Origin of the sequence: Mycobacterium sp. (assembly GCF_052145595.1) — a bacterium.
GTDB lineage: Bacteria > Actinomycetota > Actinomycetes > Mycobacteriales > Mycobacteriaceae > Mycobacterium.
In genome coordinates, this window is record NZ_JBKQOI010000292.1 from 1 (window position 1) to 23,344 (window position 23,344).

Here is a 23,344-nt window from a genome sequence, read left to right on the forward strand (position 1 = left end):
CAGCCGCGGCGGTGCTGACTGGCGAGTTCTCCGAATGTTTGTCATCAACGGGCTGTTGTCGATCGGTGAGACGGCCTAGGGTGGGGTATCGGGCCCACGCAGACGAGCTCGCCGTGTAGCCGCCCACATGGCGGTCATGCCTTCCAGTGATAGTAGGCGCGAGATGAGTAGGACCCAGCACAAGCCGGGCATCATTCTTATTGGCGGCACAGGACGCTCAAAAGCCCTTGCGCCAGCTAGCTTTTCGTAGTGCTGAACTTCCTCGGCCACCGGCAGTTCGAACACTGCGACTCATCTGTTCACTGGCTCAGCCTCGACCGGCTGGCCCAGAGCAACCCAAAAGCTTTAAGAGAGGTCCATCATGGCTGAGCCATCAACACAACCCAACGGCCACAAGGGCGCTGCCGCATCTGACGGCAAGGCCGGCCAACCCATCGCGGCGCCTGAGCAGGACCAGATGCGGCGGGATATCTTGCCCATCCCGGACGCCAAGCATGTCGGCCTGACGACGTATGACGCCAAGGACCCGGACACCAAGTACCCGCCGATCACCGCACTGCGCCCGCCCAAGGGCGCACCCAACGTACTGATCGTGATGCTCGACGATGTGGGCTTCGGTGGATCGTCGGCCTTCGGCGGTCCGTGCAATACGCCGACGGCCGAGCGGCTAGCAGCGGGCGGGTTGAAGCTGAACCGCTTTCACACCACGGCGCTGTGCTCGCCCACGCGGCAGGCATTGCTGACCGGGCGCAATCATCACTCGGTGGGGATGGGCGGCATCACGGAGATCGCGACATCGGCACCGGGCAACAGCAGCGTGCGGCCCAAGGAGAAGGCACCCATCGCCGAAACCCTAATGCTCAACGGCTATTCGACGGCGCAGTTCGGCAAGTGCCACGAGGTGCCGGTCTGGGAAGTCTCTCCCGTGGGGCCGTTCAACCAGTGGCCCACCGGTTCGGGCTTCGAGTACTTCTACGGCTTCGTCGGTGCCGAGGCCAACCAGTATTACCCCGGGTTATATGAGGGCACCTCGCCGGTGGAACCGCCGAAGTCACCCGAGGAGGGCTACACGCTGACCGAGGATCTCGCCGACCGCGCCATCACCTGGGTGCGCCAGCAGAAGGCGCTGGTGCCCGACAAGCCGTTCTTCATGTATTGGGCGCCCGGTGCCACCCACGCGCCGCACCACGTGCCCAAGGAGTGGTCGGACAAGTACAAGGGCAAGTTCGACGGCGGGTGGGACACGTTGCGCGAGCAGATCATTGCCCGGCAAAAAGAACTGGGCGTGGTGCCCGCCGACGCGGAGCTGACCAGACGCCACGACGAGATCCCGGCCTGGGAGGACATGCCCGCCGACCTGAAGCCAGTGCTGGCCCGCGAGATGGAGCTCTACGCCGGCTTCCTCGAGCAGACCGACCACGAGGTTGGCCGCCTCGTCGACACCCTCGAGGACCTGGGGGTACTCGAGGACACGCTGATCTACTACATCATCGGCGACAACGGCGCCTCGGCCGAAGGCACACTGAACGGTTCCTTCAACGAGATGGCCATGCTGAACGGCATGCCGGAAATCGAGACAACCGAGTTCCTGCTGTCCAAGATCGATGATTTCGGCACGCCGAAGGCCTACAACCACTACGCGGTCGGCTGGGCACACGCCCTGTGCACGCCGTATCAGTGGACCAAGCAGGTGGCCTCACACTGGGGCGGCACCCGCAACGGCACCATCGTGCACTGGCCCAACGGCTTCGCCGACAAAGGCAAGTCCCGCAACCAGTTTCACCACATCATCGACGTCGCCAAGACCATCGTCGACGCGGCCGGACTGCCCGAGCCCACCGTGGTGAACAGCATTACGCAGGCGCCGCTGGAAGGCGTCAGCATGCTGCCCACCCTGCGCGACGGCGATGCGCCCGAGCACCACGACGTCCAGTATTTCGAGATACTCGGCAACCGCGGCATTTACCACAAAGGCTGGACTGCGGTGACTAAGCACCGCACGCCGTGGACCACCGAGGCGCCGCCGGCGTTCGACGACGATGTCTGGGAGCTATACGGACCCGACGACTGGACACAGGCACACAACCTGGCCAAGGAGAACCCGCAGAAGCTCGCCGACATGCAGCGCCTGTGGCTCATCGAGGCCGTCAAATACAACGTCGTGCCCCTTGATGACCGCACCTTCGAGCGCTTCAACCCCGACCTCGCCGGGCGCCCCCAGCTGATCCGTGGGAACAGCCAGCTGCTGTTCCCCGGGATGCGGGTCAGCGAGAACTGCGTGCTCACCCTGAAGAACAAGTCATATTCGGTGACCGCCGACATCACCGTGCCGGAATCTGGCGCCACCGGCGTCATCATCACCCAGGGCGGCATAGTGGGCGGCTGGTCGCTGTACGCGCATCAGGGCAGGCTCAAATATTGCTATAACTTCCTGGGCGTCGAGCACTACATGATCACTGCCGAGCAGCCCGTCCCAGCGGGAAAGCACCAGGTGCGAATGGAATTCAAGTACGACGGGGGCGGCCTGGGCAAAGGCGGCGACGTCACCCTCTACTACGACGGCAAATCCGTGGGCCAGGGCCGCGTCGAACGGACGCAGCCGATGATCTACTCCGCCGACGAGGCCTGCGACGTTGGCGCCGACACCGGCTCACCCGCATCCCCGGATTACGGCCCCACCGGCAACAAGTTTTCCGGTCAGATCGACTGGGTGCAGATCGACATCGGCGGCGACAGCCAAGATCACCTCATCAAACCCGAGGACCGGCTCACCGTCGCGATGGCGCGGCAATAATGTTGCGGCTCTTAGTGATTCAGCGGTGAGTGGAACGGCCGGAAGCGTCGAAGAACCGCAATTCGAGCTCCATCGCCTGGTGATACAGGATGGCCAGGCGGTCGTGATCGCCTCCGTAGCGGTCGAGTAGAACCTCGAGACGTCGTGCCTGGGACTCGAACTCAGCGCTCGAGTACGTCATCACCCACTCGCGATATGGACTCTCGGGCTTTGTCCGAGCGGCCAGCTGCTGACCGAGGTAGGCGTAGAGCCGCATACACGGCGTCATCGCCGCCGCGATGTGGCCGACCGGCTCGAGCGCAGCGACCGCCAACAAGAAGTTGGTATACGCCGAGGTGGCGGGGTCTGCCGCTTGGTGAAGGTCGACATCCCAGCGGGCCGCATAGCCCTGGTGAAGGCGGAGCTCGTCGGCGGTGGCGTCGAGTAGCTCCCTGAACGCGATCAGCCCGTCTTGGTCCGGGCTCTTCGCCAGAGCCAGAGCGTAGGCGCGGCAGAATGCGTCGAGGAAGACGGCGTCCTGTCCCACGTAGTAGGCGAACGTAGCGCGGGCCAACTCTCCCGACGCGATGCCCTGGACGAACGTGTGCTCTAGCGCCGCGTCGGCCAGGACTCGGTTGCGGTGCCACAACGAGTCGGAAAGCGAGGCCACGAACCAAGCCTAGGGCTCGGCAAAGCCTCGACGAGCTCATGTGTAGTGACAGCGCACTCAAGCGCGCAGGACGGTGGGCTTGACGTTGACGGCGTTGGGCGCAGCGTGGCCGTCGCCGCCCGGCGTTACCTCGGCTCAGTGAACGTCCTGTCAGTCACCGCGCTCAGGAGCTGGCCGTGCAAGCCCCCGGCACCGGGGCTGAACAAATATGATGATATATCTATCCGTTAAACAAATAGTCTGATATGTTCATTCGAGTGTGACAAGCAGTACCACCGACCGGCGGTGCGATGACGACACCACCCGGATCTGGGCGGTGACCAAGTGAGGAGGGCCGCGATGGCGACTTATGCAGAAACACGATCTCAAATCGGCGTTGGGCGGTGGCGCGACCGCAAGCGGCATCTGTGGCTGTTGGGCCTGATCCTGCCGACGTCGTTGATCGTGGCCGTCGCGCTGGCGTGGCTGTTCGGCACGGTCGGCTGGCACGCTGCGACGCCGGTGGTGTGGTGGATCGGACCGATCCTGCTCTACGTGCTGTTGCCGATTCTGGATGTGTTCTTCGGCGCCGATGGCCAGAACCCGCCGGACGAGGTGATGGAATACCTCGAGAACGACAAGTACTACCGGTACTGCACCTACGCTGTCATTCCGTTCCAGATGCTCAGCCTGGTTCTGGCGTGCTACCTGTGGTCGGCTAACGATCTGAGCTGGCTCGGGATCAGCGGCGGTCTAGGCCTGATCTCGAAGATCGGGGTGTTGATCACCGTCGGCATCGTGGGCGGGGTGGGCATCAACACGGCCCACGAGTTAGGGCACAAGCGCGAGAACCTGGAGCGGTGGCTGTCCAAGATCACCCTCGCCCAAACCCTCTACGGGCACTTCTACATCGAGCACAACCGCGGCCACCACGTCCGCGTCGCCACCCCGGAGGACCCCGCCAGTTCACGATTCGGGGAGAACTTCTGGATGTTCTTGCCGCGCAGCATGTTCGGCTCGGCCAAGTCGTCTTGGGGGCTGGAAAAGACTCGTATGCAGCGCATCGGCAAGTCCACCTGGAGCATTCAGAACGACGTGCTCAACGCCTGGATGATGTCGATCGTGCTGTTCGGCGCGCTGACCGCCGTTTTCGGGTGGCAGGTGCTGCCGTTCCTGCTCATCCAGGCCGTATACGGCGCGTCGCTGCTGGAGTCGGTGAACTTCCTCGAGCACTACGGACTGCTGCGGCAAAAGACCGCTTCCGGACGCTACGAACGGTGCGCGCCGGTGCACAGCTGGAACTCCGACCACATTGTCACCAACATCTTCCTCTGGCACTTACAGCGGCACAGCGACCATCACGCCAACCCGGTACGCCGCTACCAGACCCTGCGCAGCATGGACGGTGCCCCCAATCTGCCGACCGGATACGCCACCCTGATCAGCCTGACCTACTTCCCCCCGCTGTGGCGCAAGCTGATGGACCACCGCGTGCTCGAGCACTACCGGGGCGACATCACCGCAGTGAACATCCACCCGCGCAAGCGCGATCAGATCCTCGCCCGCTACGGAGCCCAGTGATGGCGGCCTACCAGTGCCCCGTCTGTGGCTACGTCTACCACGAGGCAGCCGGCGCGCCGCGCGAGGGATATCCGGCCGGAACCCGCTGGGCCGACGTCGACGACACCTGGCCCTGCCCGGACTGCGGAGTCCGCGAGAAGATCGACTTCGAACCCAGAGAGGCCTGACATGGCAACCGATTTCAAGCTCTACCGCTGCCTGCAGTGCGGATTCGAATACGACGAAGCACAAGGATGGCCTGAAGACGGCATCGCCCCGGGAACCCGCTGGGACGACATCCCCGACGACTGGAGCTGCCCGGACTGCGGCGCGGCCAAGTCGGACTTCGAGATGATCGAAATGAGCCGGGCGTGAACACCATCGTAGGCGTCGCCGGAGCCAACGCCGCACACGCCCTGCCGACAACAAGATACGACGGCCGTGTCGTTCGGGAGGGAAGGTTCGTCAGCGCGCTGGCGATGAAGCGGCCCAAGGATATTCGAACTGCCCGCGGCCTTATCCCCGGACGGGATCATCGCCGTCGACGACCCCCTCGACGAATGACCGGCGAGGCTGACCAAGTTCATCGAGACCGGGATCGTCGAAAGCAGATTGTGGATGCACACTAACCTCGGCTACATGGTCGAGCCCACGTCCTCGCGAAACCGCAGCCCGTATCAGAACACCGCTCTGTCTCTAATGCGCACCGGGGTTCTCGACGCGATGCACGGTTTGCTTCTCGAACGGAAATGGTCGTCGATCACCATGGCCGATGTCTCCTCGGCAGCGGGCATCAGCCGAGGCACCCTCTACAACGAGTTCCGCTCACGCCGTGGACTCGCGCGCAGCTACGCCCTGCGGCTCACCGACAGCATCGTCACCGGAATGGAAACTGCGGTCTATGCCCACCCCGGCGACGGCTACGGCACCCTGCAGTCGGCCTTCCGCGACTTCTTCAACCGCATCGACAGCGATGCTCTCGTTCGAGCGCTGAGAACCGAAGATGCCCCCAACGATCTTCTCCGGATGATCACGGTCGAAAGTCAGTTCATTGTCGACTATGCCGCCGAACAGCTCTCCGGCACCTTTCAGCGAAGCTGGGTGTGCGCCAATCACCACGACGCGAACGTGATGGGCCAGGCAATCGCGCGCGCCTCGCTAAGCTTTCTCGCCCTGCCACCGACCAGTGTCGACGACGCCGCAACGGCAATAGCGCGGCTACTTACGCCCTACATCGAGGCGATCCGAACGCCAAGCTGACAGCGCGCGCCCTCGTTGATTTCGTAGCTGGGCTGGGCCAGTCCTTGGCTCGGCGGTATGTCCGCGCATCAGTGCGTTGTGTCCTGTCCGCGGCTGACAGGGCGATCGCTGCGCGGCTCGGGCCTCGAGGAGGCCATGCTCAATCGTGACTCGCGCGTTGCTCGTCGACAAATCCAGCGCGGGCCAAGAGCAGGCCGCTGACGACCAGCATCCAGATGGGAAACGCCAGCGTCAGCAACATGGTCATGTCGCTGGCGATCAGCAACGCCACCGCCACCAGATAGCTGACGACGACTAGCCAGCGCGGCATCAGGCCGGTTTTGAGCCAGACGGTGGCCAGCGAAATCATGAACACCGCCGCCATCCGGATGGCGTAGGTCTTGGCGGCCGACACCACGATCATCTTGCCGAACGCAACCACTTCGGCATGCGCGGCGGGATCAGTGAAGCCCCGGTTGCTGGCTACTAGCGCGGCGGCGACTGCGGTCGAGACGAACATCATCGCCAACAACAGCAGACCGCTGCCCAGGAACACCGTCGCGAAGAACCGATCCTCGTAGCGCCCGAGGTTGTCCCGCACGACGCCGATGAACCACAGGAAGCTGATGCCGGCGAACGGCATCAGCTTCGTCGCGGTCAGAATGCCGTCACGTTCGGAGTTGAGCCAAGCCGTCGGGTCGCCCAGTCCTTCGGGCATCCTGACCGGGGTGAGGGAGGACTTCAGCGAAGTTGTGCGGAAGATGCGTGACCCCGTTTTCGAGTAGCAGTCTGCTATGTAACTCTCCGGCCCTGGCCCTGCGTGGTGGCAGCGACCGCCGACCTGGGGGAACGGGATCGCCATCGGATAGCCAGCGACTCTCGGTACTCTCCAAAAATAGCCTCTGACCTGCAGAAACTCTGGTGCCCCCGGCAGGATTCGAACCTGCGACACCGGCTTTAGGAGAGCCGTGCTCTATCCCCTGAGCTACGAGGGCGGGGGGCGTCTTCAAATACCAACTAGTACCTTGCGGGTGGCTGCCATGCGGGTCTTAGCGGTGTTCTGGGCGTCCTGATGCCGTTCCGGGTCGTTGGCCCGCGGTCGGGCCGGTCGTACCGGTGTGGCGGATGTGAGTGTAGCTGCCATGGCGAAGGCGATGCGACGCCCGGGCGTGCGCGGTTGGCGTTGGGTGAACCGCCTCGCTTGGCAGACTTTAGGCGGTGTGCTCCGCGACGATGACTCCTCGATGCGAGTAATCGGCGATTGCGTTGCGGCCCAAGGCGAATCCGGCCCGCGCTTACTGTTGGCACGCGGCCATTACTGCCATTTGAGATCTTCGTCCAGTTGTTGGACTTGTTCGTCACGCTGAGCCGCGGGGCGGGTATCGATCGTCACTTCCTGCCAATACGCCGGACTGTAGAGGTGAATATCGCTGCCGCTGCTGACCTTTAGCACACCGCCCGTGAGCACTTCGTAGGCCGCGTCATCGGGATATTCGTCATCGTCATCGTGGCCTTCGATCTGTATCCACATTTTCATGACGAAAATGATCCTCCGAGACGGACCGATCGGATTCTTGAGGCTCCCGGCGCGATGGCGAGTCCCCAGAACAAGGTCTTCACCTGTCGGCGGGCAGGCCGCCCAGCGCGGCTGGGTACCGGGCGGCGGGCCCTGTCATCAGACGGGGTTCTGTCAGTCCTCGTCTTCGACGATGTGAACCGCGGCTTCCTCTGCGGATGCCGCACCGCCGCTGATACCGACGTCCTCCGCGAACAAATCTGATTCGGCGTCTTCGCCGAAGCCCCCGTCCAGCGCGACGAGCCGGCCCGCTCGCGCGCGGCCGACCTCGCGTCGCCGCGGAAATTCGGCTTCGCGCTCGGCTTCGTCGGAGCGCTGCTGCTCGGCGTCGTCGAACGGGACGTTGATTCGCGACGCGGGATCCGGCTCTTCCTCCGCGAGCTTTTGATCCATGGTTTCGCACGGCCCGAAGGCGCCGCGTCCGTACGGGCGCTCGGGCGGCGAATATCCCTCGTCCAGCGCGTCGTCGACACCGCGGTCGATGAGGGTGTCCTCCGGCTGAAGCTGGTTGTCATCCTCCCCGCTGTATTCGCCAGCCGCCGGGCCAGTGCCATAGTGAGTGCTCACGATTGCGCACCCACGCGCAATTCACCCATGGTGTCCATTATGTCGCGGGCCGTGGTCATTGTGCTCCTGAGTCGGGATGGTGCCTTGGTGTTCGCGGCTTGCGCAGTCCAACCATAGAGATGGCGCTGTTGGGCGGCCTAGGGCCATTCGTCCCTTCAGCCAGCGAACAAGGTCAGCGCAGCTCGGCGATCACCTTCGCGAAGTTGTCGATGTGATTGTCCTGCACGGTAAAGCACGTGATTCCGTACTTTTCGCGGTATCCGGACAATATTTCGGCCATCTCGCGGGGGGATCCGCTGAGCACTGACGGCATCGACATTATCTCCGCATCGGACAGTTCCGGCGCGTACCTGCGGGTCATCGACAAGTCGGGAATCCGGGAGCCGTCCTCCGGCACAGCCGTGATCGCCAGGTTCAGCTCCAGCGGGTCAAACCGATCACCGGCGGCGTTGCGGACGAAGTCGATGCGTTCGGCCAGTGGGTCGTCGACGTCGCGTACCTTGGCGCCGGTCAGCCCGATCATGTCGGCGTGGCAGGCGGCCAGGGTCAGTACCCGGTCGCCGTTGCCGGCGATGAGGATTGGGATCGTCGGGTGATGCCCTTTCAGGTAGGTCGTCATGTGTTCGAGGTAATCGACCCGGGCTCGGGCGCTGGGGTACGGCAGCTCGGCGGCCTCGAATTCTTCCCGGACGTAACCGGTGCCCAGGCCGATCTCGAGGCGGCCGTCGCTGAGCATGTCCAGCGCGTGAACGTCCCTGCTGAGCAAGGCCGGCTTGTAGAAGGCGGCATTGAGCACATACATGCTCAACCGCATCCGCGTGGTTACCATCGCGACCGCGGTCAGCGTGGGAAACGGTGCCGCCGCGCCGAGGTGGTCGGGCACACAGAGAACGTCGAATCCAAGATCTTCCGCCCGCCTCGCTAAACCCTCTAGCGCCGCGCGGGATTTGAAGAAGCGGATGCTCATCGCAAAGCGAAAATCCTTGGTCACCAACAACCTCCGTTCAAACCAACCGAAACATTTACCAGGAACGCGCCGCGGCCGCCAAGCCCTGCACCAGGGCGGTGGTGACCGCCGACAAGCCGTCCGCACCGGGTAGCGGGCTGCGGGGACTGAGACCCCTGACCCGAACCGAAAGCTCCAGCTGTGTCCCGCCGTCGCGTACCCGGTTGACCGGGTTATCGGGGTGCAGGCCCCGCAATTCCCGCGGGATGTCGTCGATGTTGGTGACGATCTGATAACCGGTCAGCCGGATATGCCCGGCCAGGTGGGCGGCCAGGGCGCGGTTACGGCCGCCGGCCAGCAGCTGTGTCCCGCGCCCAATGCGGCCGTAGCCATGCAACGAGACGGCGACGTCGACATGATCGAGAAACTTGGCGAGCTGCGGTGACTGGTCGGGGTCATAAAGCGCCGACGGCAGGTGGTGTGGGTAGCGGTCGGGATGGCGCAGCAGGTACACCGACGCGTCGGCGGCGTTGGCGGCGCGTTCGGCGATGACGTCGGTCATCTCTTCCAGGCCGCCGCCGTGGATGGCAAGAAAGCCGAAACGCGATCGCAGCCGGCTCTCCTCTATCACCCCGGGTTCGCTCAGCAACGCTGAAAGTGATTCTGGCGCCGGGGTGGTCGCGGAGACCGGGCGGGGCCAGCGCGCGGGATCCCAGCGGCGCAGGAAGTCGATCCATCGTTGGGGCAGCCCGTGGTGCAGGGCGCCGTCGATGATCCTGGGCAGATAGCCCGGTCGGGGCGGACCCGGAGTCACCCGGTGGTCGATGTAGACCCAGGCCGGCGACGGCCCGTCGTCGGTGCGGACGGTCAGTTGGTCGCGCCGATAGCGCGCCGGCACGCCCTCGGCGCTATCCAGGGTCGCCAGGTCGTCGTCTGAGACCCGCCACAGCACTCCGTGCACCTGGTTGCCGGCAAGCGGCTCGATGGTCGCGACGCCGCGCTCGTTGATCAGCCAGTCGTGATCGGACAGCACCGCCGGCCGCGGGTCAGCGGCGTCGGGACAGCGCAGCGCCATCTGCGTGACGCACAGATTTGACCCATATGCGAAATAGAAATGCCGGCGGGCCGGCATCTAGTCGGTCACCGTCATAACGCCGAGGGCTGCGACAAAACGAGCGCGCTTGCATATGCGGTGGTGCCGAAATTCTTGAAGCAAGCTAACTCCCCGCGAGCCTTTCACGGACGGCGACGTTCCCTATCCTGGTTCCCTATCCTGCCGCACCGGGCGACCTGCGCGCTACCTACCAGGTCATTTGATGGTCGGGTTGGGTGTGCCTGCCGAGCCCCGTGGCGGCGGGCCCGGCTGGGCGGGAGGGGCAGACGGCCGACTGGGAGCGATCGGCGCGGAAGGAACTGGGCTCCTCGGCACTTGCGACGGGGGTGGCGGCATGACCGGTGGCTTCGGCGCCACCACGGGCGGCGGCACCACCACGATCGGTGGTGGCACCACCACGATCGGTGGCGGTGCCACGATCGGCGGTGGCGGCAGCACCGGCGGCGGGACGAAGGGGGGCGGCGCGGCCGGAGGCTGGGCCGTCGGAATCGGTGCGGGAACGGGGGCCGCCGGCGGCTGAACGGGTGCGGGAGCATCGGCGGGAGGCGCGATTACCGCGGGGGCGACGGTATTGGCGGGCGGAGCCGGGTTGTTGGGGATCGTCGCGGCGCTGGGCGGTGCCAGCGGTTTCAGTTGCGCGAACGGTTTCATGGGTGCGGGCGCGGTCCCACTCAACTCGGTTGGCGTGACGGCCGTGTTGTGGTGATACAGCAGGGTGATCGTCAGCCCCAGCGCGGTCATGAAGGCGGCGGCGAACAGCGCGATCCAGGGGATCAGCCGGCGGGCGCGACGTGGCTGTGCTTCGTCGAGGTAATCCGCGTTGTCCTGGCCTCCCGTGGCTTCCGACGAAGCCGCGGTCGGCGGATACGCGGTATAGCCGGACTGGGTGGGGCTGCCTCCAGAGTCGTTCGTGGTCAGCGCGCTGTCGGCGGAAGTCAGCTGGATCTGGCCCAGCGTATGATCTCGCAGCCAGTCGGGGGCGGGGATGAAGACCGGCGCCGCACCCAACAGCGCGACCGGGTTGACCAGGCGGCACCGCTCGTCTTCACAGGTTGGGCAGGACTCGATGTGGCGCGTGATGCGTTTGCGCATCAGCACGTTGAAGCGCCCGTCCCAGCCGGCCAGGATCGCGCCGAGCTCGGCGCATTTGTCAGCAGTGTGTTGGGCGCGACGGGCGACCAGCAGCGCACCCAGCGAGGTTTCGATGGTGTTGCGCAGCCGCGACACCATCTTGTTCGCGTTGCCGGGGCTGACCTCCAACGCGTCGGCCAGCTCCGGTCCGTCCAGGCCGTGGCGGTACGCCAACTCCAGCACCGTCCGGTCCCGGTCGCCGAGCCCGCCGGCTGCCTCGGCGATCAGATTGGCCAGCTCGTTGCGCGCGGCCAGGGTGTCCGGGCCCGCCTCGTGCGAGGCGGCCTCGGGCAGTTCGTCGGAGACCTGTTCGCGGCGGCGGTCCCGGATGCAGCGGAGCGCTTCGTTGCGGGCGATGGCGTAAAGCCAGGGGCGCAGCCTGTCGGGCTCGCGCAGTTTGGGCAGTTGGGTCGCGGCGGCGCAGAACACGTCTTGCACGCAGTCGGCGGCGGAGTCGCGATCGCGCACCATGCCCAAACAGAAGTCGTGCAGTCGGTCGGCGTAACGGTCATAAATCATGGCAAACGCGCGTCGATCACCCGTCGCGGCCGCGCGGGCCAATTCCGCGTCGCTGCCGATGTCCCAATTGGATAGTGCGCTCGTCACGTCGCTTCCCCAGCCGAAATAACGTCGGTGCCCGTCAAAGAACCGACGCTGTGAATAAGTGTGCGCGCACAACGGTGGAATAGCACGAGAAAATCCGGCTCTGCGGTGGGGCATGGGTGAGGCCGGGACCAAGACCCAGCCTCACCCGTACCCGACGACCTCACTTGCAGACGCCCATCACAAGGTGGTGCGGAGGCAAGCACAGCGACGGCAGAGGCGGTCCCGGCGGCAGCTTCGGCCCCGGCGGCAGCTTCGGTGGCGAAGGCAGCGGTGGCAGCTTCGGTGGCGAAGGCAGCGGCGGTAGCTGCGGCGGTTGAACCGGCAGGATTACAGCCGGGGGCGGGGGGACATTCACCATGACGACCGGGCCCTGAGGCGCGGCATCGGGCGGGGTGCCCGGATCGGCCGGAGGTGGGGGGTTGTCGGGCGGGGGGACCGCCGCGGCGGGGGCGGGGTCTTGGGGCGCGGCGTCGGCCGGGGCGACCGCGGCGACGGGGGCCGGGCCTTGGGGCGCGGCGTCGGGCGGGGGGACCACCGGGGCGGGGGCCGGGCCTTGGGGCGCGGCTGCGGGCGGAGTCACCATCGCGGCGGGGGCCGGTACGCCGGTAGACCCGGTCACGGCCACGGGCCGCGGTTGCGGCGAGCCGCCAAAGAGGGCAATACCGAGCGCGGCACCCGCCCCGATGGCACCGATCAGGCCGGCGGCCACGATGCCCTTGTTGATGGACTTCGGCCTGGCGACCGGGTAGGGGTCGGGCGCAAAGTCGTAACCGACCGGCGCATATCCGGCCTCGTCGGCGGGGTTACCGAGCGGGCTGGACGACCAGGCGTACGCCGAGGTGGACTCGTCGGCGTGCGGTACGAGGGTGGTTCGATCCAAGTCGGGCATGGCGTTCATGAGGTGCTCCTTCGGTGTGGGTGGCGGCCCGGGTCGGGTCGTCGTCATAGGTAGGAGGACGCAACGGGCACGGGTCGGACACTTTTTTGAAGACCTCTTTGGAGACTTTTTGGGTGGGTTGGCTATGTGCCAAAGGCTGGCGCACGCTGCTTGGCGGATCTTCGCGAAGTTCTTGCGAGTTCCTTGCGTCCGCTCGCCAACGTGGACAGTTCCCGCTTCGCGCACCAAGGGAGACGCAGATCGTATGCGCTACAACGGTTTTCGCGCGCAGAGCGGGATATGCGCGGCGGTCTTATGCCGAGCCGGCCACCGTCAGATAGATCAGCACCATGTTGAGCAGGCTGACCAGTACGGCGACCGCCCAGCCAATCACCGTCGTGACGGGATGGTTGGCGTCGTTACCCATCAGTTCGCGGTTGCTGGTCAGTCTGACCAGCGGAAGCACCGCAAACGGGATGCCGAAGGACAGCACGACCTGGGATAAAACCAGTGCGCGTGTCGGGTTGAAGCCGAGGGCCAGGATTGCCAGCGCAGGGCCCAGCGCGATCAACCGGCGCACCAGCATGGGAATCGACCGATGGAGCAACCCCTGCATGATCATGGCGCCGGCGTAGGCGCCCACCGACGCCGACGCCAAGCCCGACGCGAGCAATCCGATCGCGAACAGTACCGCGATCGTCGGCCCCAATGTGTCGCGGATCGCGGAGTAGGCGCCGTCGATGGACGCGGTTCCTTGGTGGCCCTGCAGGTTGATCGCGGCGACCAGCAGCATCGCCGCGTTCACCGTTCCGGCAACGGCCATGGCCAGCAGGACGTCCACACGGGTGACGCGCAGCAGCCGGCGCCGGCGCTGGCCCGTTTCGGGATGGCCATGCCGATCGAGGGCCAGACCGGAATGCAGGTATATGGCATGCGGCATCACGGTGGCACCCAGGATGGCGGCGGCCAGCAGCACGCTTTCGGTGCCGCGGAATCGTGGCACCAGGCCGTTCATCACGGCGTCGGGCGGCGGGGTGGCGACGAAGAAGCTGGCCGCGAAGCCGACGGCGATGACGAGCAGCAATCCGGTGATGACACGTTCGAAAAGAAGCTGCCCGCGACGGTCCTGGATCGCCAGCAGCAGCAACGACACCACCCCGGTGACCACCCCGCCTGCCAGCAGCGGCAAACCGAACAGAATCCGGAGAGCGATGGCGCCGCCGACCATCTCAGCCACATCGGTTGCCATCGCCACGAGTTCGGCTTGCGCCCAAAAGGCCAGCCGGAGTGGACGGGTCATCTGCCCGCCGATCGCCTCGGGCAGCGACTGACCCGTCACCAGCCCGAGCTTCGCCGACAGGTACTGCACCAGACCCGCCAGCACGTTGGCCACCACGATGACCCACAGCAGCAGGTAGCCGAACTGCGCGCCGGAACTGACGTTGGCCGCGACGTTTCCGGGGTCGACATAGGCGATCGCGGCGACGAACGCCGGCCCTAGCAGATACCAGCCCGTCTTGAGCTCGGCCCGCGTGCCCTGCGCCAAGGTATCGACCTCGATCCTTTACCGATAGGAGTGCGAGGTTAACGAACCGGTTCCCGCGCAGCGAACGTCGCCCCGCAACTGCCCGGCCCATGCCGCGGCGACGTAACGCTGCCAAAGGCGCGAGTAGGGCCGGGCGGTCCAGCTGATACCCAGGGAAAATTCGGCGAAAGTTCAGCTTGCGGCTTTAGCTTCATGAGTGCGATAGCTGGCTGCTTGGTGCGACGGGGCCGGGACCGCCGCGGCTCCTTTTCATGCCCATGGATAGGAACTGGATTGAAGCTCAACCGATTTGGCTCTTTGCTGAGTGTCCTGGTTGGCGGGGCACTGATCCTATCGGGGTGTGGCAGTGATAAGAACGCAAGTGCCGCCGGGGGAAGTTCGACGACGACTCCGTTGCCGGTGCCGGTGAATTGCGGTGGGACCAAGACGCTGAAGGCCAGCGGGTCGACAGCCCAGGCCAACGCGATGACCCGCTTCGTCAAAGCGTTCGAACAAGCTTGCCCCGGTCAGACGTTGAACTACACGCCCGATGGTTCGGGTGCTGGAATCAGCGAATTCATCGGCAAAGAAAGCGATTTCGGCGGATCCGACGTACCGCTGGCCCCGAACGAGCACGACGCGGCCCAGCAGCGCTGCGGCTCGCGGGCGTGGGACCTGCCGGTGGTGTTCGGCCCAATCGCCATCACCTACCACGTCAAGGGCCTGAATTCGCTGGTCCTGGATGCGCCGACGGCGGCCAAGATCTTCAACGGCGGCATCACCACCTGGAACGATCCCGCGATCCAGGCCCTGAACAAAGGCGCCGCGCTGCCCGCCGAGCCGATTCGCGTGATCTTCCGCAGCGACCTGTCCGGGACTTCGGATAATTTCCAGCACTATCTCGATGCGGCCTCGAACGGCGCGTGGGGTAAGGGCACCGGAAAGACGGTCAACGGCGGAGTCGGTGAGGGCGCCAAGGGCAACGACGGCACCTCGTCGGCCGTCCAGGCCACCGAGGGGGCAATCACCTACAACGAATGGTCGTTCGCCCAGGCGAAGAACCTGGGCATGGCCAAGATCATCACGTCGGCCGCTCCGGACCCCGTGACGATCAGCACCGACTCGGTCGGCAGACGATTGCCGGGGCGCGGGTGTCGGGAAAGGGTAACGACCTGATGCTCAACACGATGTCGTTCTACAAGCCGAGGCAGCCCGGCGCCTACCCGATCGTGCTGGCGACCTACGAGATCGTCTGCTCGAAGTATCCGGATCCACAGGTCGGTGCGGCCGTGAAGGCGTTCCTGCAGAGCACCATCGGCGCCGGACAGAGTGGTCTGGCGGACAACGGGTACATCCCCATTCCGGACGTGTGGAAGTTGTGGTTAAGGGCGGCGGTCAACGCCATCACCTGATCCGTCACCCGGGGAGGTAGAGCCCCCGACCGGTGACCAGGGGCAGGTCGAGGGTCGTCACGATGCCCGGCGGCGCGCCCACCACCGCCGGGATCGCGTTGACCAACCGCATCGCGGTGGCGACCAGTCCGGCGTGGTTATGATCGCCCAGCCGGCTGCCCAGGCAGATGTCCATGGCGTACGACGGTTCGCCGGTGATCTCGATGCGGTAGGAACCACCGGGCTGGGCCGGCTGCGGCCAATCGGGGCAGAGGTCCTCGCGCAACCGGGTGACATGTTCCAGGACGACAACCGGGTCGCCGTTGACCATTCCGAACACCTCGAATCGCAGCGCCGCAGCGCTGCCCTTGGGAATATGCCCCGATGCGATGTCGAAGGCCTCGGGCGCGGGCTCGCGGACGTACACCTCGGCAACCTCGTCGAGTGAGATGCCCAGGCCCGCTGCCAGTTGCCGCACCACCGATCCCCACGCCAAGCTCAGCACGCCGGTCTGCAGCAGCATGGGGATCTCATCGAGCGGCTTACCGAATCCCATCACGTCGAACATGACCACGGCGCTGTCGTAGGTGGCGTAGTCGACGATCTCCATGCACCGAATCTGCTGGATGTTCTGACAGGTGCCCGCCAATGCCAGCGGCAGCAGGTCGTTGGCGAAGCCGGGGTCGATGCCGTTGACGTACAGGCTCGAATTACCCTCGCGTGCCGCCGTTTCCAGCGGGTTGATGAGCTCTTCGGGAATCACTTCCCAGGGATACTGCAAAAAAACCGGGCCGCTGCCGACGATGTTGACTCCGGCCGACAGGACGCGGCGGTAGTCCTCCAGGGCCTCGGGCAGCCGGTTGTCGGCCATCGCGTTGTAGACGGCGCATTGCGGCCCGGTGGCAAGCACAGCGTCCAGGTCGGTGCTGGCCAGCACGCCAGTCGAATCCGCAAGTCCGGCAAGCACTGCCGCGTCCTTGCCCGCTTTGGCTTCCGATGAGACCCAGACGCCGGTGAGCTCGAACTCCGGGTTGGTGATAAGCGCCTTCAGCGCGTGGACGCCGACGTTGCCGGTGCCCAGTTGGACGACGGGGATGGGCATGGCTGGCTCCTTAGCGGTTGCGGTTCACAGGTCCGGGACAGGTATATCGAGATTGGGGTAGGTGAGGCCACCGTCGACCTCCAGGGTTTTGCCGGTCAGGAAACTGCCGGCTGGGGACGCTAAATAGACAGCCGCAGCGGCGATGTCGACGGGATCGCCTAGGCGACGCATGGGTGTCACCTTCTCCATCGGTGCGCGCAGCTCTTCGTTGGAGGCCACCACATCCAGCGCGGAGGTCAGGATGGACCCCGGTGCGATGGCATTGACCCGGATGCGTGGGCACAGGTCCAGCGCGGCCAGCCGAGTGTAGTGAGAGAGCGCGGCTTTGGCGGTGCCGTAGGCGGCAAAGCCACGTCCGGCCAACCTGCCCATGGTGGAGGTGATGTTGATGACGCTGCCGCCGCCGGAGTGCTCGAGCATCAACGGCACCGCCGCGACGGTCAGCGCGTGGGCGGTGGCGACATTGAAGGTGAAGGCGTCCTTGAGGTCCTTGGTCGAGGTGGTCAGCAGGGTGTTGGGCATGGTCCCGCCGACGTTGTTGACGACGATGTCTAGTTTTCCGAAAGCCTCGATGGCCTGACCGGCCAGCTGTGCGGTTACCTCGGGATGGGCCAGGTCTGCGGCGACGGTGTGCGCCCGCCGGCCGGTCGCGCAGACCTGCTCGGCAACGCCGTCTAGTTGCGCTTGGGTGCGTGACGCGATGAGGACATCGGCGCCTGCCTCGGCAAAAGCCAGCGCGATGGCCGCACCGAGGCCGCGGCCGCCACCAGTGATGACGGCGACTTTGTCGTCCAGACGGAACCTGTCAAGGATCATTGCGGCCTCTCTATTCGAGTTGTCGGCCGAAACGGTAGCAAACCTCGCCGTCTCGGATGGCGGCATTTCTGCAACAGGTTCTAGTTTGTCACACGGGCGCGACGATGTAACGGCCCGAAATTGTCGACCGTGTGCCGGGTGGTGCAGCGAAGACGGTCCGACAAAATTCGCCGAACGTTAACCTTGTTACTGTTAGCTTCAGGCTGCGAGGAAAACGGCAGGTTGGTCGGGCCGCAGCCACCCGCTGCGGCGATGTTTCATCCCTACGGTTAGGAACTGAATTGAAGCTCAACCGATTTGGCGCCGCAGTGAGTGTCCTGGCTAGCGCCGCGCTGATGTTGTCGGGGTGTGGCAACGAAAACAATGCTACTAAGGGCAGCAGCACGACGTCGGGGGCGTCGGCGGGGAGCGTCAGTTGCGGCGGGAAGAAGACGCTGAAGGCCAGCGGGTCGACGGCCCAGGCCAACGCGATGACCCGCTTCGTCAATGCGTTCGAGCAAGCCTGCCCCGGTCAGACCTTGAACTACACCGCCAACGGTTCGGGCGCCGGCATCAGCGAATTCAACGGCAACCAAACCGATTTCGGTGGGTCGGACTCGCCGCTGGCCCAGAACGAGTACGCCGCGGCCCAGCAGCGCTGCGGCTCGCCGGCGTGGAACCTGCCGGTGGTGTTCGGCCCGATCGCGATCACCTACAACGTCAAAGGCCTGACTTCGCTGAGTCTGGACGGTCCGACTGCGGCGAAGATCTTCAATGGTGGCATCACTACCTGGAACGACCCAGCGATCGCGGCCCTCAACGCCGGCGTCACCCTGCCCGCCGAGCCGATTCACGTGGTGTTCCGCAACGACCAGTCCGGGACCACGGACAACTTCCAGCACTACCTTGACGCAGCGTCCAACGGCGCGTGGGGCAAGGGCGCCGGAAAGATGTTCAACGGCGGCGTCGGTGAGGGCGCCAAGGGCAACGACGGCACGTCGGCAGCCATCAAGGCAACCGAAGGATCGATCACCTACAACGAATGGTCGTTTGCCAAGGCCCAGAATCTGAACATGGCCAAGATCGTCACTTCGGCCGGACCGGATGCGGTCGCGATCAGCGCCGACTCGGTCGGCAAGACGATTTCCGCCGCCACCATCAGCGGGCAGGGTAACGACCTGGTGCTCGATACGCTGTCGTTCTACAAGCCTACGCAGGCCGGCTCCTATCCGATCGTGTTGGCGACCTACGAGATCGTCTGCTCGAAGTATCCCGATTCCCAGGTCGGTACGGCCGTCAAGGCATTCCTGCAGAGCACCATCGGCGCCGGGCAGAATGGCTTGGCGGACAACGGGTACATCCCGATTCCGGACTCGTTCAAGTCGAGGTTGTCGGCTTCGATCAATGCGATAACGTGATCCGGAATGTCATGACCCGCGGAGCGATCGGCAGTCCGTCGACCGGGGAAAAGCCCGCGCCGACGGCGACCGTTTCGCACAAGGTGCAGCGGGGCGACCAACTGTTCAAGTTGGTCGCCGCCGCGGCCGGTTCGACGATCGTGATCGCGATCCTGCTGATCGCGATATTCCTGTTGGTACGTGCCATCCCCTCACTACGCGCGGACAAAGCAAATTTCTTCACCAGCGCCGAATTCGACACCACCAAGGCCGAGCACCTGGTGTTCGGTATCCGCGACTTGTTCATGGTCACCGTGTTGAGTTCGGTGAGCGCTCTGGTGCTGGCCGTGCCGGTCGCGGTCGGGATCGCGGTGTTCCTCACCCAATACGCCCCCAAACGGCTCGCACGTCCGTTCGCTGCCATCGTTGATCTGCTGGCCGCGGTGCCGTCGATCGTCTTCGGGTTGTGGGGGATCTTCGTGCTGGCGCCCAAACTGGAGCCGTTCGCGGAGTTCCTCAATCGCAGCCTGGGATGGTTGTTTCTGTTCAAGCAGGGCAACGTGTCCCTGGCCGGTGGTGGCACCATCTTCACCGCCGGCATCGTGCTTTCGGTGATGATCCTGCCGATCATCACGTCGGTGTCGAGAGAAGTGTTCAGGCAGACCCCGCCTATTCAGACGGAGGCCGCACAGGCGCTTGGCGCCACAAAGTGGGAGGTGGTACGGATGACCGTGCTGCCGTTCGGTCGTAGCGGTGTCATCGCGGCGTCGATGCTGGGGCTGGGCCGCGCTCTGGGAGAGACGGTGGCGGCGCTGATCATCTTGCGCTCGGCCGCCCACCCTGGGAATTGGTCGCTGTTCGACGGCGGTTACACGTTCGCTTCCAAGATCGCTTCGGCGGCGGCCGAATTCAGCGAACCATTGCCCACCGGGGCCTACATCGCCGCGGGTTTTGCGCTGTTCGTCCTGACGTTCATCGTCAACGCACTCGCGCGTGCGATCGCCGGCGGAAAGGTCAACGCATGACCCGCGCCAGCGACGATGCAGAGCGAAGCGATGAGAAGGAGCGGCGCCGATGACCCGCGCCAGCGACGATGCAGAGCGAAGCGATGAGAAGGAGCGGCGCCGATGACCCGCGCCAGCGACGATGCAGAGCGAAGCGATGAGGAGGAGGGGCGCCGATGACCGCCGAAGCGCTCGAGCACCCGGTCAAAGCCGAGGCCTTCACCCAGATCAGCTTGCGGCGGCGGATCACCAACAACGCCGCGACAGTGTTTTTCATCTCCTCCTTCATCGGCGCTCTGGTGCCGCTGGCCTGGGTGCTATCGGTGGTGCTCGCACGGGGCTGGTACGCCGTCACCCGGTCGGGCTGGTGGACCCACTCGCTGCGCGGCGTGCTGCCAGAGGAGTTCGCCGGCGGCGTGTATCACGCCCTGTACGGGACGCTGGTACAGGCGGGGGTGGCCGCCATCCTGTCCGTCCCGCTGGGCCTGATGACCGCGGTGTTTCTGGTGGAATACGGCTCCAGCCGGCTGGTGCGGGTGACGACCTTTATGGTCGACGTGCTCGCCGGGGTGCCCTCGATCGTGGCGGCGCTGTTCATCTTCACCCTCTGGATCGCGACCCTGGGATTCCAGCAGAGCTCCTTCGCGGTGTCATTGGCGTTGGTCTTGCTGATGTTGCCGGTGGTGGTGCGGTCCACCGAGGAGATGCTCCGGTTGGTACCTGACGACCTGCGAGAAGCCAGTTACGCGCTGGGTGTTCCCAAATGGAAGACCATCGTGCGGATTGTCTTCCCGATCGCGATGCCGGGCATTGTCTCCGGTGTCTTGTTGTCCATTGCGCGCGTTATCGGTGAAACCGCACCGGTGCTGGTCCTCGTCGGATACAGCCGATCCATCAACCTCGACATTTTCCACGGCAACATGGCCTCGCTGCCGCTGCTGATCTACACCGAACTCACCAACCCAGAGCACGCGGGTTTCCTGCGGATCTGGGGCGCGGCGCTGACGCTGATCATCCTCGTCGGGGTGATCAACATGCTTGCCGCGGTTTTCCGCTTGGTCTCGAACCGGCGGCGCTGACTTCAGGCCCGCGCTCAGGATGTTGATGCGGCCTTGTTGGCCGGCGCTTTCTTTGCGGTCGTCTTCTTCGCCGGGGCCTTTTTGGCCGGCGTCTTCTTTGCCGGTGCCTCGCCGTCACCGGAGCGCGCCTTCACGCTGGCCTCCAGCTTGGCCAGCAGGTCGGACACATCCTCGGTCTCGTCCAGTTCCTTCGGTTGCTCCTCGGTGGTAAACGCTTCCCCACCTTCGAGTTTCGCCTCGATCAGCTCCTGCAGCTGCTCCTGGTAGGTGTCGTGGTAGCGGTCGGGGTTGAAGTCTTCGGCCATCGACTCCACCACCTGCCCGGCCATCTTGAGCTCAGCGGGCTTGATGTCGACCTTTTTGTCCAGCACGGGGAAGTCGGGATCACGGATCTCGTCGGGCCACAACAGGGTGTGCACCACCATGACGTCACGCTTGCCGAAGTCCTTGACGCGCAACGCGGCCAGCCGGGTCTTGTTGCGCAGCGTGAAGTGTACGATCGCCATCCGATCGGTCTCGGCGAGCGCCTTGGCCAGCAGCACATAGGATTTGGACGACTTGGAATCCGGCTCCAGAAAGTAACTGCGGTCGAACATCATCGGGTCGACCTCGCTGGCCGGGACGAACTCGAGCACTTCGATCTCGCGGGTGCGCTCTTCGGGCAAGGTGGCGATGTCGTCGTCGGTGATCACCACCATTTGGCCGTCGTCGGACTCGTAGGCGCGGGAGATGTCCCGGTATTCCACGACCTCGCCATCCAGCTCGCACACGCGTTGGTATCGGATGCGGCCGTTGTCCTTGGCGTGCACCTGGTGGAACTTGATGTCGTGGTCTTCGGTGGCGCTATACACCTTGACCGGGACGTTGACCAGCCCGAACGCGATCGAACCCTTCCAGATGGAGCGCATGTAGTCAGTATGCCCATACCGCGGGCCGGCTAACAGCACCGCAGGCGGTTGCGGCTTTGCTGATTACCCGCGACTGGAACGCTGCGGCGATTTTATGCCGCCGGTTTTTTCGCCGTGGCGTTACACTCGCGGTCCCTGAATACTCAAGTCCAGGAGCGTGATTGAGCGTTCAGCGCGGCTCGGTCGGGTAGGTCGGCGCCGGCGCGAGCCACGGTCAGCGCCGACGACAGGCTGGCCGCGTCCAGCGCGGTCGTGAGCGCGTCGAGCCCGATCCCGCCAAGGGCGGCTCGCCGGCCGGCGCCCAACAAACCCAGTCCCCAGAGCGCGTCGAGCAGGCCGACCATGAACGCGTCGCCGGCGCCGACGGTGTCCACCACCTGGACCGGCGTGGCGGCCACCCGGGCCTCGCCGGCCGCGCAGAATGCCAGCGCGCCCCGATCGCCCATGGTCAAGACGACGAGCGCGGGCCCCGAAGCCAACCAGGCTCGGGCGGTCCGCTCCGGTTCGTGGTCGGGATCGATCCAGCTCAAGTCGTCGTGACTGGCCTTGACGATGTCGCTGCGCTCGACGAGGTGTGCGATGCGTTCGCGGGCCAGGTCCTCGTCGACGACCAGCGACGGACGCACATTTGGATCAAAGGTGACGGTGGCCGACATACGATAGGTGTCGAGCAACGCCGCGACGGCCAGGCACCCCGGCTCCCGCACGGCGGCGATAGATCCGGTGTGCACGAACAATGGCGGCGCGACCTCAGGCGTGCCGGAAAGCTGCCATTCCAGGTCGAAGGTGTACGCCGCCGACGCCCCAGAGCTGGCGGGGCCGGCAATCGTCGCCACAGCGGTCGGCGTCTGGCCGGCGGACATGCTTCCCGGAACAAGATGTGCGCCAGAGGACTTGACGTAGTCGGCGATGCGCCGGCCGGGTTCGTCATTGCCGATATGGGTCAAGAAATCGACATCGCGACCCAGCCGGGCGAGTCCGACGGCGACGTTGAGCGGGCTCCCGCCGACGTGCTCGGTAGCGCCTTCGAAACGGCCTTCGAACGCGCCACAGTGCTTCACGATGTCGATCAGCGCTTCACCGATCACCAGCCCGCGCACCATGG

At 65.1% G+C, this 23,344-nt stretch carries 21 protein-coding genes, 1 tRNA gene and 1 pseudogene; 9 read left to right on the forward strand and 14 right to left on the reverse strand.

Annotated features, from left to right (window positions below):
• The first annotated feature begins 457 nt into the window (after nucleotides 1-457).
• The gene (locus ACLP4W_RS25020; protein ID WP_442390115.1) at nucleotides 458-2,794 is read left to right on the forward strand and encodes an arylsulfatase; all 2,337 of its coding nucleotides are present in this window, start codon (nucleotides 458-460) and stop codon (nucleotides 2,792-2,794) included.
• Between the two features lie 19 nt (nucleotides 2,795-2,813).
• Here the strand turns inward: ACLP4W_RS25020 and ACLP4W_RS25025 are convergent, their stop codons facing one another.
• On the reverse strand, nucleotides 2,814-3,443 hold the full coding sequence (locus tag ACLP4W_RS25025; protein ID WP_442390082.1) for a TenA family protein: 630 nt from the start codon (nucleotides 3,441-3,443) through the stop codon (nucleotides 2,814-2,816).
• A 339-nt stretch (nucleotides 3,444-3,782) separates the two neighbouring features.
• On the opposite strand from ACLP4W_RS25025, the gene ACLP4W_RS25030 reads away from it, so the two are divergent.
• The 4 genes from ACLP4W_RS25030 to ACLP4W_RS25045 all read left to right on the forward strand — a co-directional run bounded on the left by ACLP4W_RS25030 (nucleotide 3,783) and on the right by ACLP4W_RS25045 (nucleotide 6,242).
• Nucleotides 3,783-5,003, forward strand: coding sequence for an alkane 1-monooxygenase (locus tag ACLP4W_RS25030; protein WP_442390083.1), 1,221 nt, complete (start codon nucleotides 3,783-3,785; stop codon nucleotides 5,001-5,003).
• Nucleotides 5,003-5,170, forward strand: coding sequence for a rubredoxin (locus ACLP4W_RS25035; RefSeq protein WP_442390084.1), 168 nt, complete (start codon nucleotides 5,003-5,005; stop codon nucleotides 5,168-5,170). Before ACLP4W_RS25030 ends, ACLP4W_RS25035 begins: the two co-directional genes overlap by 1 nt.
• 1 nt (nucleotide 5,171) lies before the next feature.
• A complete protein-coding gene (locus ACLP4W_RS25040; protein ID WP_442390085.1) occupies nucleotides 5,172-5,357 on the forward strand; it encodes a rubredoxin in 186 nt (61 codons plus the stop codon).
• Nucleotides 5,358-5,600: 243 nt separating this feature from the next.
• Nucleotides 5,601-6,242: a TetR/AcrR family transcriptional regulator gene (locus ACLP4W_RS25045; protein WP_442390086.1), complete on the forward strand. Its 642-nt coding sequence runs from the start codon at nucleotides 5,601-5,603 to the stop codon at nucleotides 6,240-6,242.
• Between the two features lie 139 nt (nucleotides 6,243-6,381).
• Here ACLP4W_RS25045 and ACLP4W_RS25050 read toward each other — a convergent pair whose 3' ends face one another.
• The 9 genes from ACLP4W_RS25050 to ACLP4W_RS25090 form a co-directional block, all read right to left on the reverse strand.
• A complete protein-coding gene (locus tag ACLP4W_RS25050; RefSeq protein ID WP_442390087.1) occupies nucleotides 6,382-6,939 on the reverse strand; it encodes a hypothetical protein in 558 nt (185 codons plus the stop codon).
• Nucleotides 6,940-7,140: 201 nt separating this feature from the next.
• Nucleotides 7,141-7,216 (reverse strand) — tRNA-Arg (locus tag ACLP4W_RS25055).
• A gap of 320 nt (nucleotides 7,217-7,536) precedes the next feature.
• Nucleotides 7,537-7,758 carry a hypothetical protein gene (locus ACLP4W_RS25060; protein WP_442390088.1) on the reverse strand — a complete coding sequence of 74 codons (222 nt, stop codon included), beginning with the start codon at nucleotides 7,756-7,758 and terminating at the stop codon, nucleotides 7,537-7,539.
• Between the two features lie 153 nt (nucleotides 7,759-7,911).
• The gene (locus tag ACLP4W_RS25065; protein ID WP_442390089.1) at nucleotides 7,912-8,364 is read right to left on the reverse strand and encodes a DUF5709 domain-containing protein; all 453 of its coding nucleotides are present in this window, start codon (nucleotides 8,362-8,364) and stop codon (nucleotides 7,912-7,914) included.
• A gap of 172 nt (nucleotides 8,365-8,536) precedes the next feature.
• Complete coding sequence (locus ACLP4W_RS25070; RefSeq protein ID WP_442390090.1) at nucleotides 8,537-9,361, reverse strand: LLM class F420-dependent oxidoreductase; 825 nt, start codon at nucleotides 9,359-9,361, stop codon at nucleotides 8,537-8,539.
• Between the two features lie 25 nt (nucleotides 9,362-9,386).
• On the reverse strand, nucleotides 9,387-10,442 hold the full coding sequence (locus ACLP4W_RS25075; RefSeq protein ID WP_442390091.1) for a poly-gamma-glutamate hydrolase family protein: 1,056 nt from the start codon (nucleotides 10,440-10,442) through the stop codon (nucleotides 9,387-9,389).
• A 177-nt stretch (nucleotides 10,443-10,619) separates the two neighbouring features.
• Complete coding sequence (locus tag ACLP4W_RS25080; RefSeq protein ID WP_442390092.1) at nucleotides 10,620-12,161, reverse strand: RNA polymerase sigma factor; 1,542 nt, start codon at nucleotides 12,159-12,161, stop codon at nucleotides 10,620-10,622.
• A gap of 160 nt (nucleotides 12,162-12,321) precedes the next feature.
• On the reverse strand, nucleotides 12,322-13,059 hold the full coding sequence (locus ACLP4W_RS25085; RefSeq protein WP_442390093.1) for a hypothetical protein: 738 nt from the start codon (nucleotides 13,057-13,059) through the stop codon (nucleotides 12,322-12,324).
• 292 nt (nucleotides 13,060-13,351) lie between these two features.
• The gene (locus ACLP4W_RS25090; RefSeq protein ID WP_442390116.1) at nucleotides 13,352-14,599 is read right to left on the reverse strand and encodes an Nramp family divalent metal transporter; all 1,248 of its coding nucleotides are present in this window, start codon (nucleotides 14,597-14,599) and stop codon (nucleotides 13,352-13,354) included.
• A gap of 258 nt (nucleotides 14,600-14,857) precedes the next feature.
• On the opposite strand from ACLP4W_RS25090, the pseudogene pstS (ACLP4W_RS25095) reads away from it, so the two are divergent.
• Nucleotides 14,858-15,975 (forward strand): annotated as a pseudogene (gene pstS, locus ACLP4W_RS25095) (phosphate ABC transporter substrate-binding protein PstS).
• Nucleotides 15,976-15,979: 4 nt separating this feature from the next.
• Here the strand turns inward: pstS (ACLP4W_RS25095) and ACLP4W_RS25100 are convergent.
• Together ACLP4W_RS25100 and ACLP4W_RS25105 are read right to left on the reverse strand one after the other, a co-directional pair.
• Nucleotides 15,980-17,056, reverse strand: coding sequence for an NAD(P)H-dependent amine dehydrogenase family protein (locus tag ACLP4W_RS25100; RefSeq protein ID WP_442390094.1), 1,077 nt, complete (start codon nucleotides 17,054-17,056; stop codon nucleotides 15,980-15,982).
• A 24-nt stretch (nucleotides 17,057-17,080) separates the two neighbouring features.
• Nucleotides 17,081-17,872, reverse strand: coding sequence for an SDR family oxidoreductase (locus ACLP4W_RS25105; RefSeq protein WP_442390095.1), 792 nt, complete (start codon nucleotides 17,870-17,872; stop codon nucleotides 17,081-17,083).
• Between the two features lie 281 nt (nucleotides 17,873-18,153).
• Here ACLP4W_RS25105 and pstS (ACLP4W_RS25110) point away from each other — a divergent pair, with 281 nt between their 5' ends.
• The 3 genes from pstS (ACLP4W_RS25110) to pstA all read left to right on the forward strand — a co-directional run bounded on the left by pstS (ACLP4W_RS25110) (nucleotide 18,154) and on the right by pstA (nucleotide 21,331).
• The gene (gene pstS, locus ACLP4W_RS25110) at nucleotides 18,154-19,269 is read left to right on the forward strand and encodes a phosphate ABC transporter substrate-binding protein PstS (protein WP_442390096.1); all 1,116 of its coding nucleotides are present in this window, start codon (nucleotides 18,154-18,156) and stop codon (nucleotides 19,267-19,269) included.
• Between the two features lie 11 nt (nucleotides 19,270-19,280).
• A complete protein-coding gene (gene pstC / locus ACLP4W_RS25115) occupies nucleotides 19,281-20,273 on the forward strand; it encodes a phosphate ABC transporter permease subunit PstC (RefSeq protein WP_442390097.1) in 993 nt (330 codons plus the stop codon).
• Nucleotides 20,274-20,428: 155 nt separating this feature from the next.
• Nucleotides 20,429-21,331: a phosphate ABC transporter permease PstA gene (pstA, locus tag ACLP4W_RS25120; RefSeq protein WP_442390098.1), complete on the forward strand. Its 903-nt coding sequence runs from the start codon at nucleotides 20,429-20,431 to the stop codon at nucleotides 21,329-21,331.
• A gap of 14 nt (nucleotides 21,332-21,345) precedes the next feature.
• On the opposite strand, the gene ku is transcribed toward pstA, so the two are convergent.
• Both ku and ACLP4W_RS25130 read right to left on the reverse strand, forming a co-directional pair.
• Nucleotides 21,346-22,239, reverse strand: a complete 894-nt coding sequence (gene ku, locus ACLP4W_RS25125; RefSeq protein WP_442390099.1) for a non-homologous end joining protein Ku — start codon at nucleotides 22,237-22,239, stop codon at nucleotides 21,346-21,348.
• A 143-nt stretch (nucleotides 22,240-22,382) separates the two neighbouring features.
• On the reverse strand, nucleotides 22,383-23,342 hold the full coding sequence (locus ACLP4W_RS25130) for a carbohydrate kinase family protein (RefSeq protein WP_442390100.1): 960 nt from the start codon (nucleotides 23,340-23,342) through the stop codon (nucleotides 22,383-22,385).
• Nucleotides 23,343-23,344: the final 2 nt, after the last annotated feature.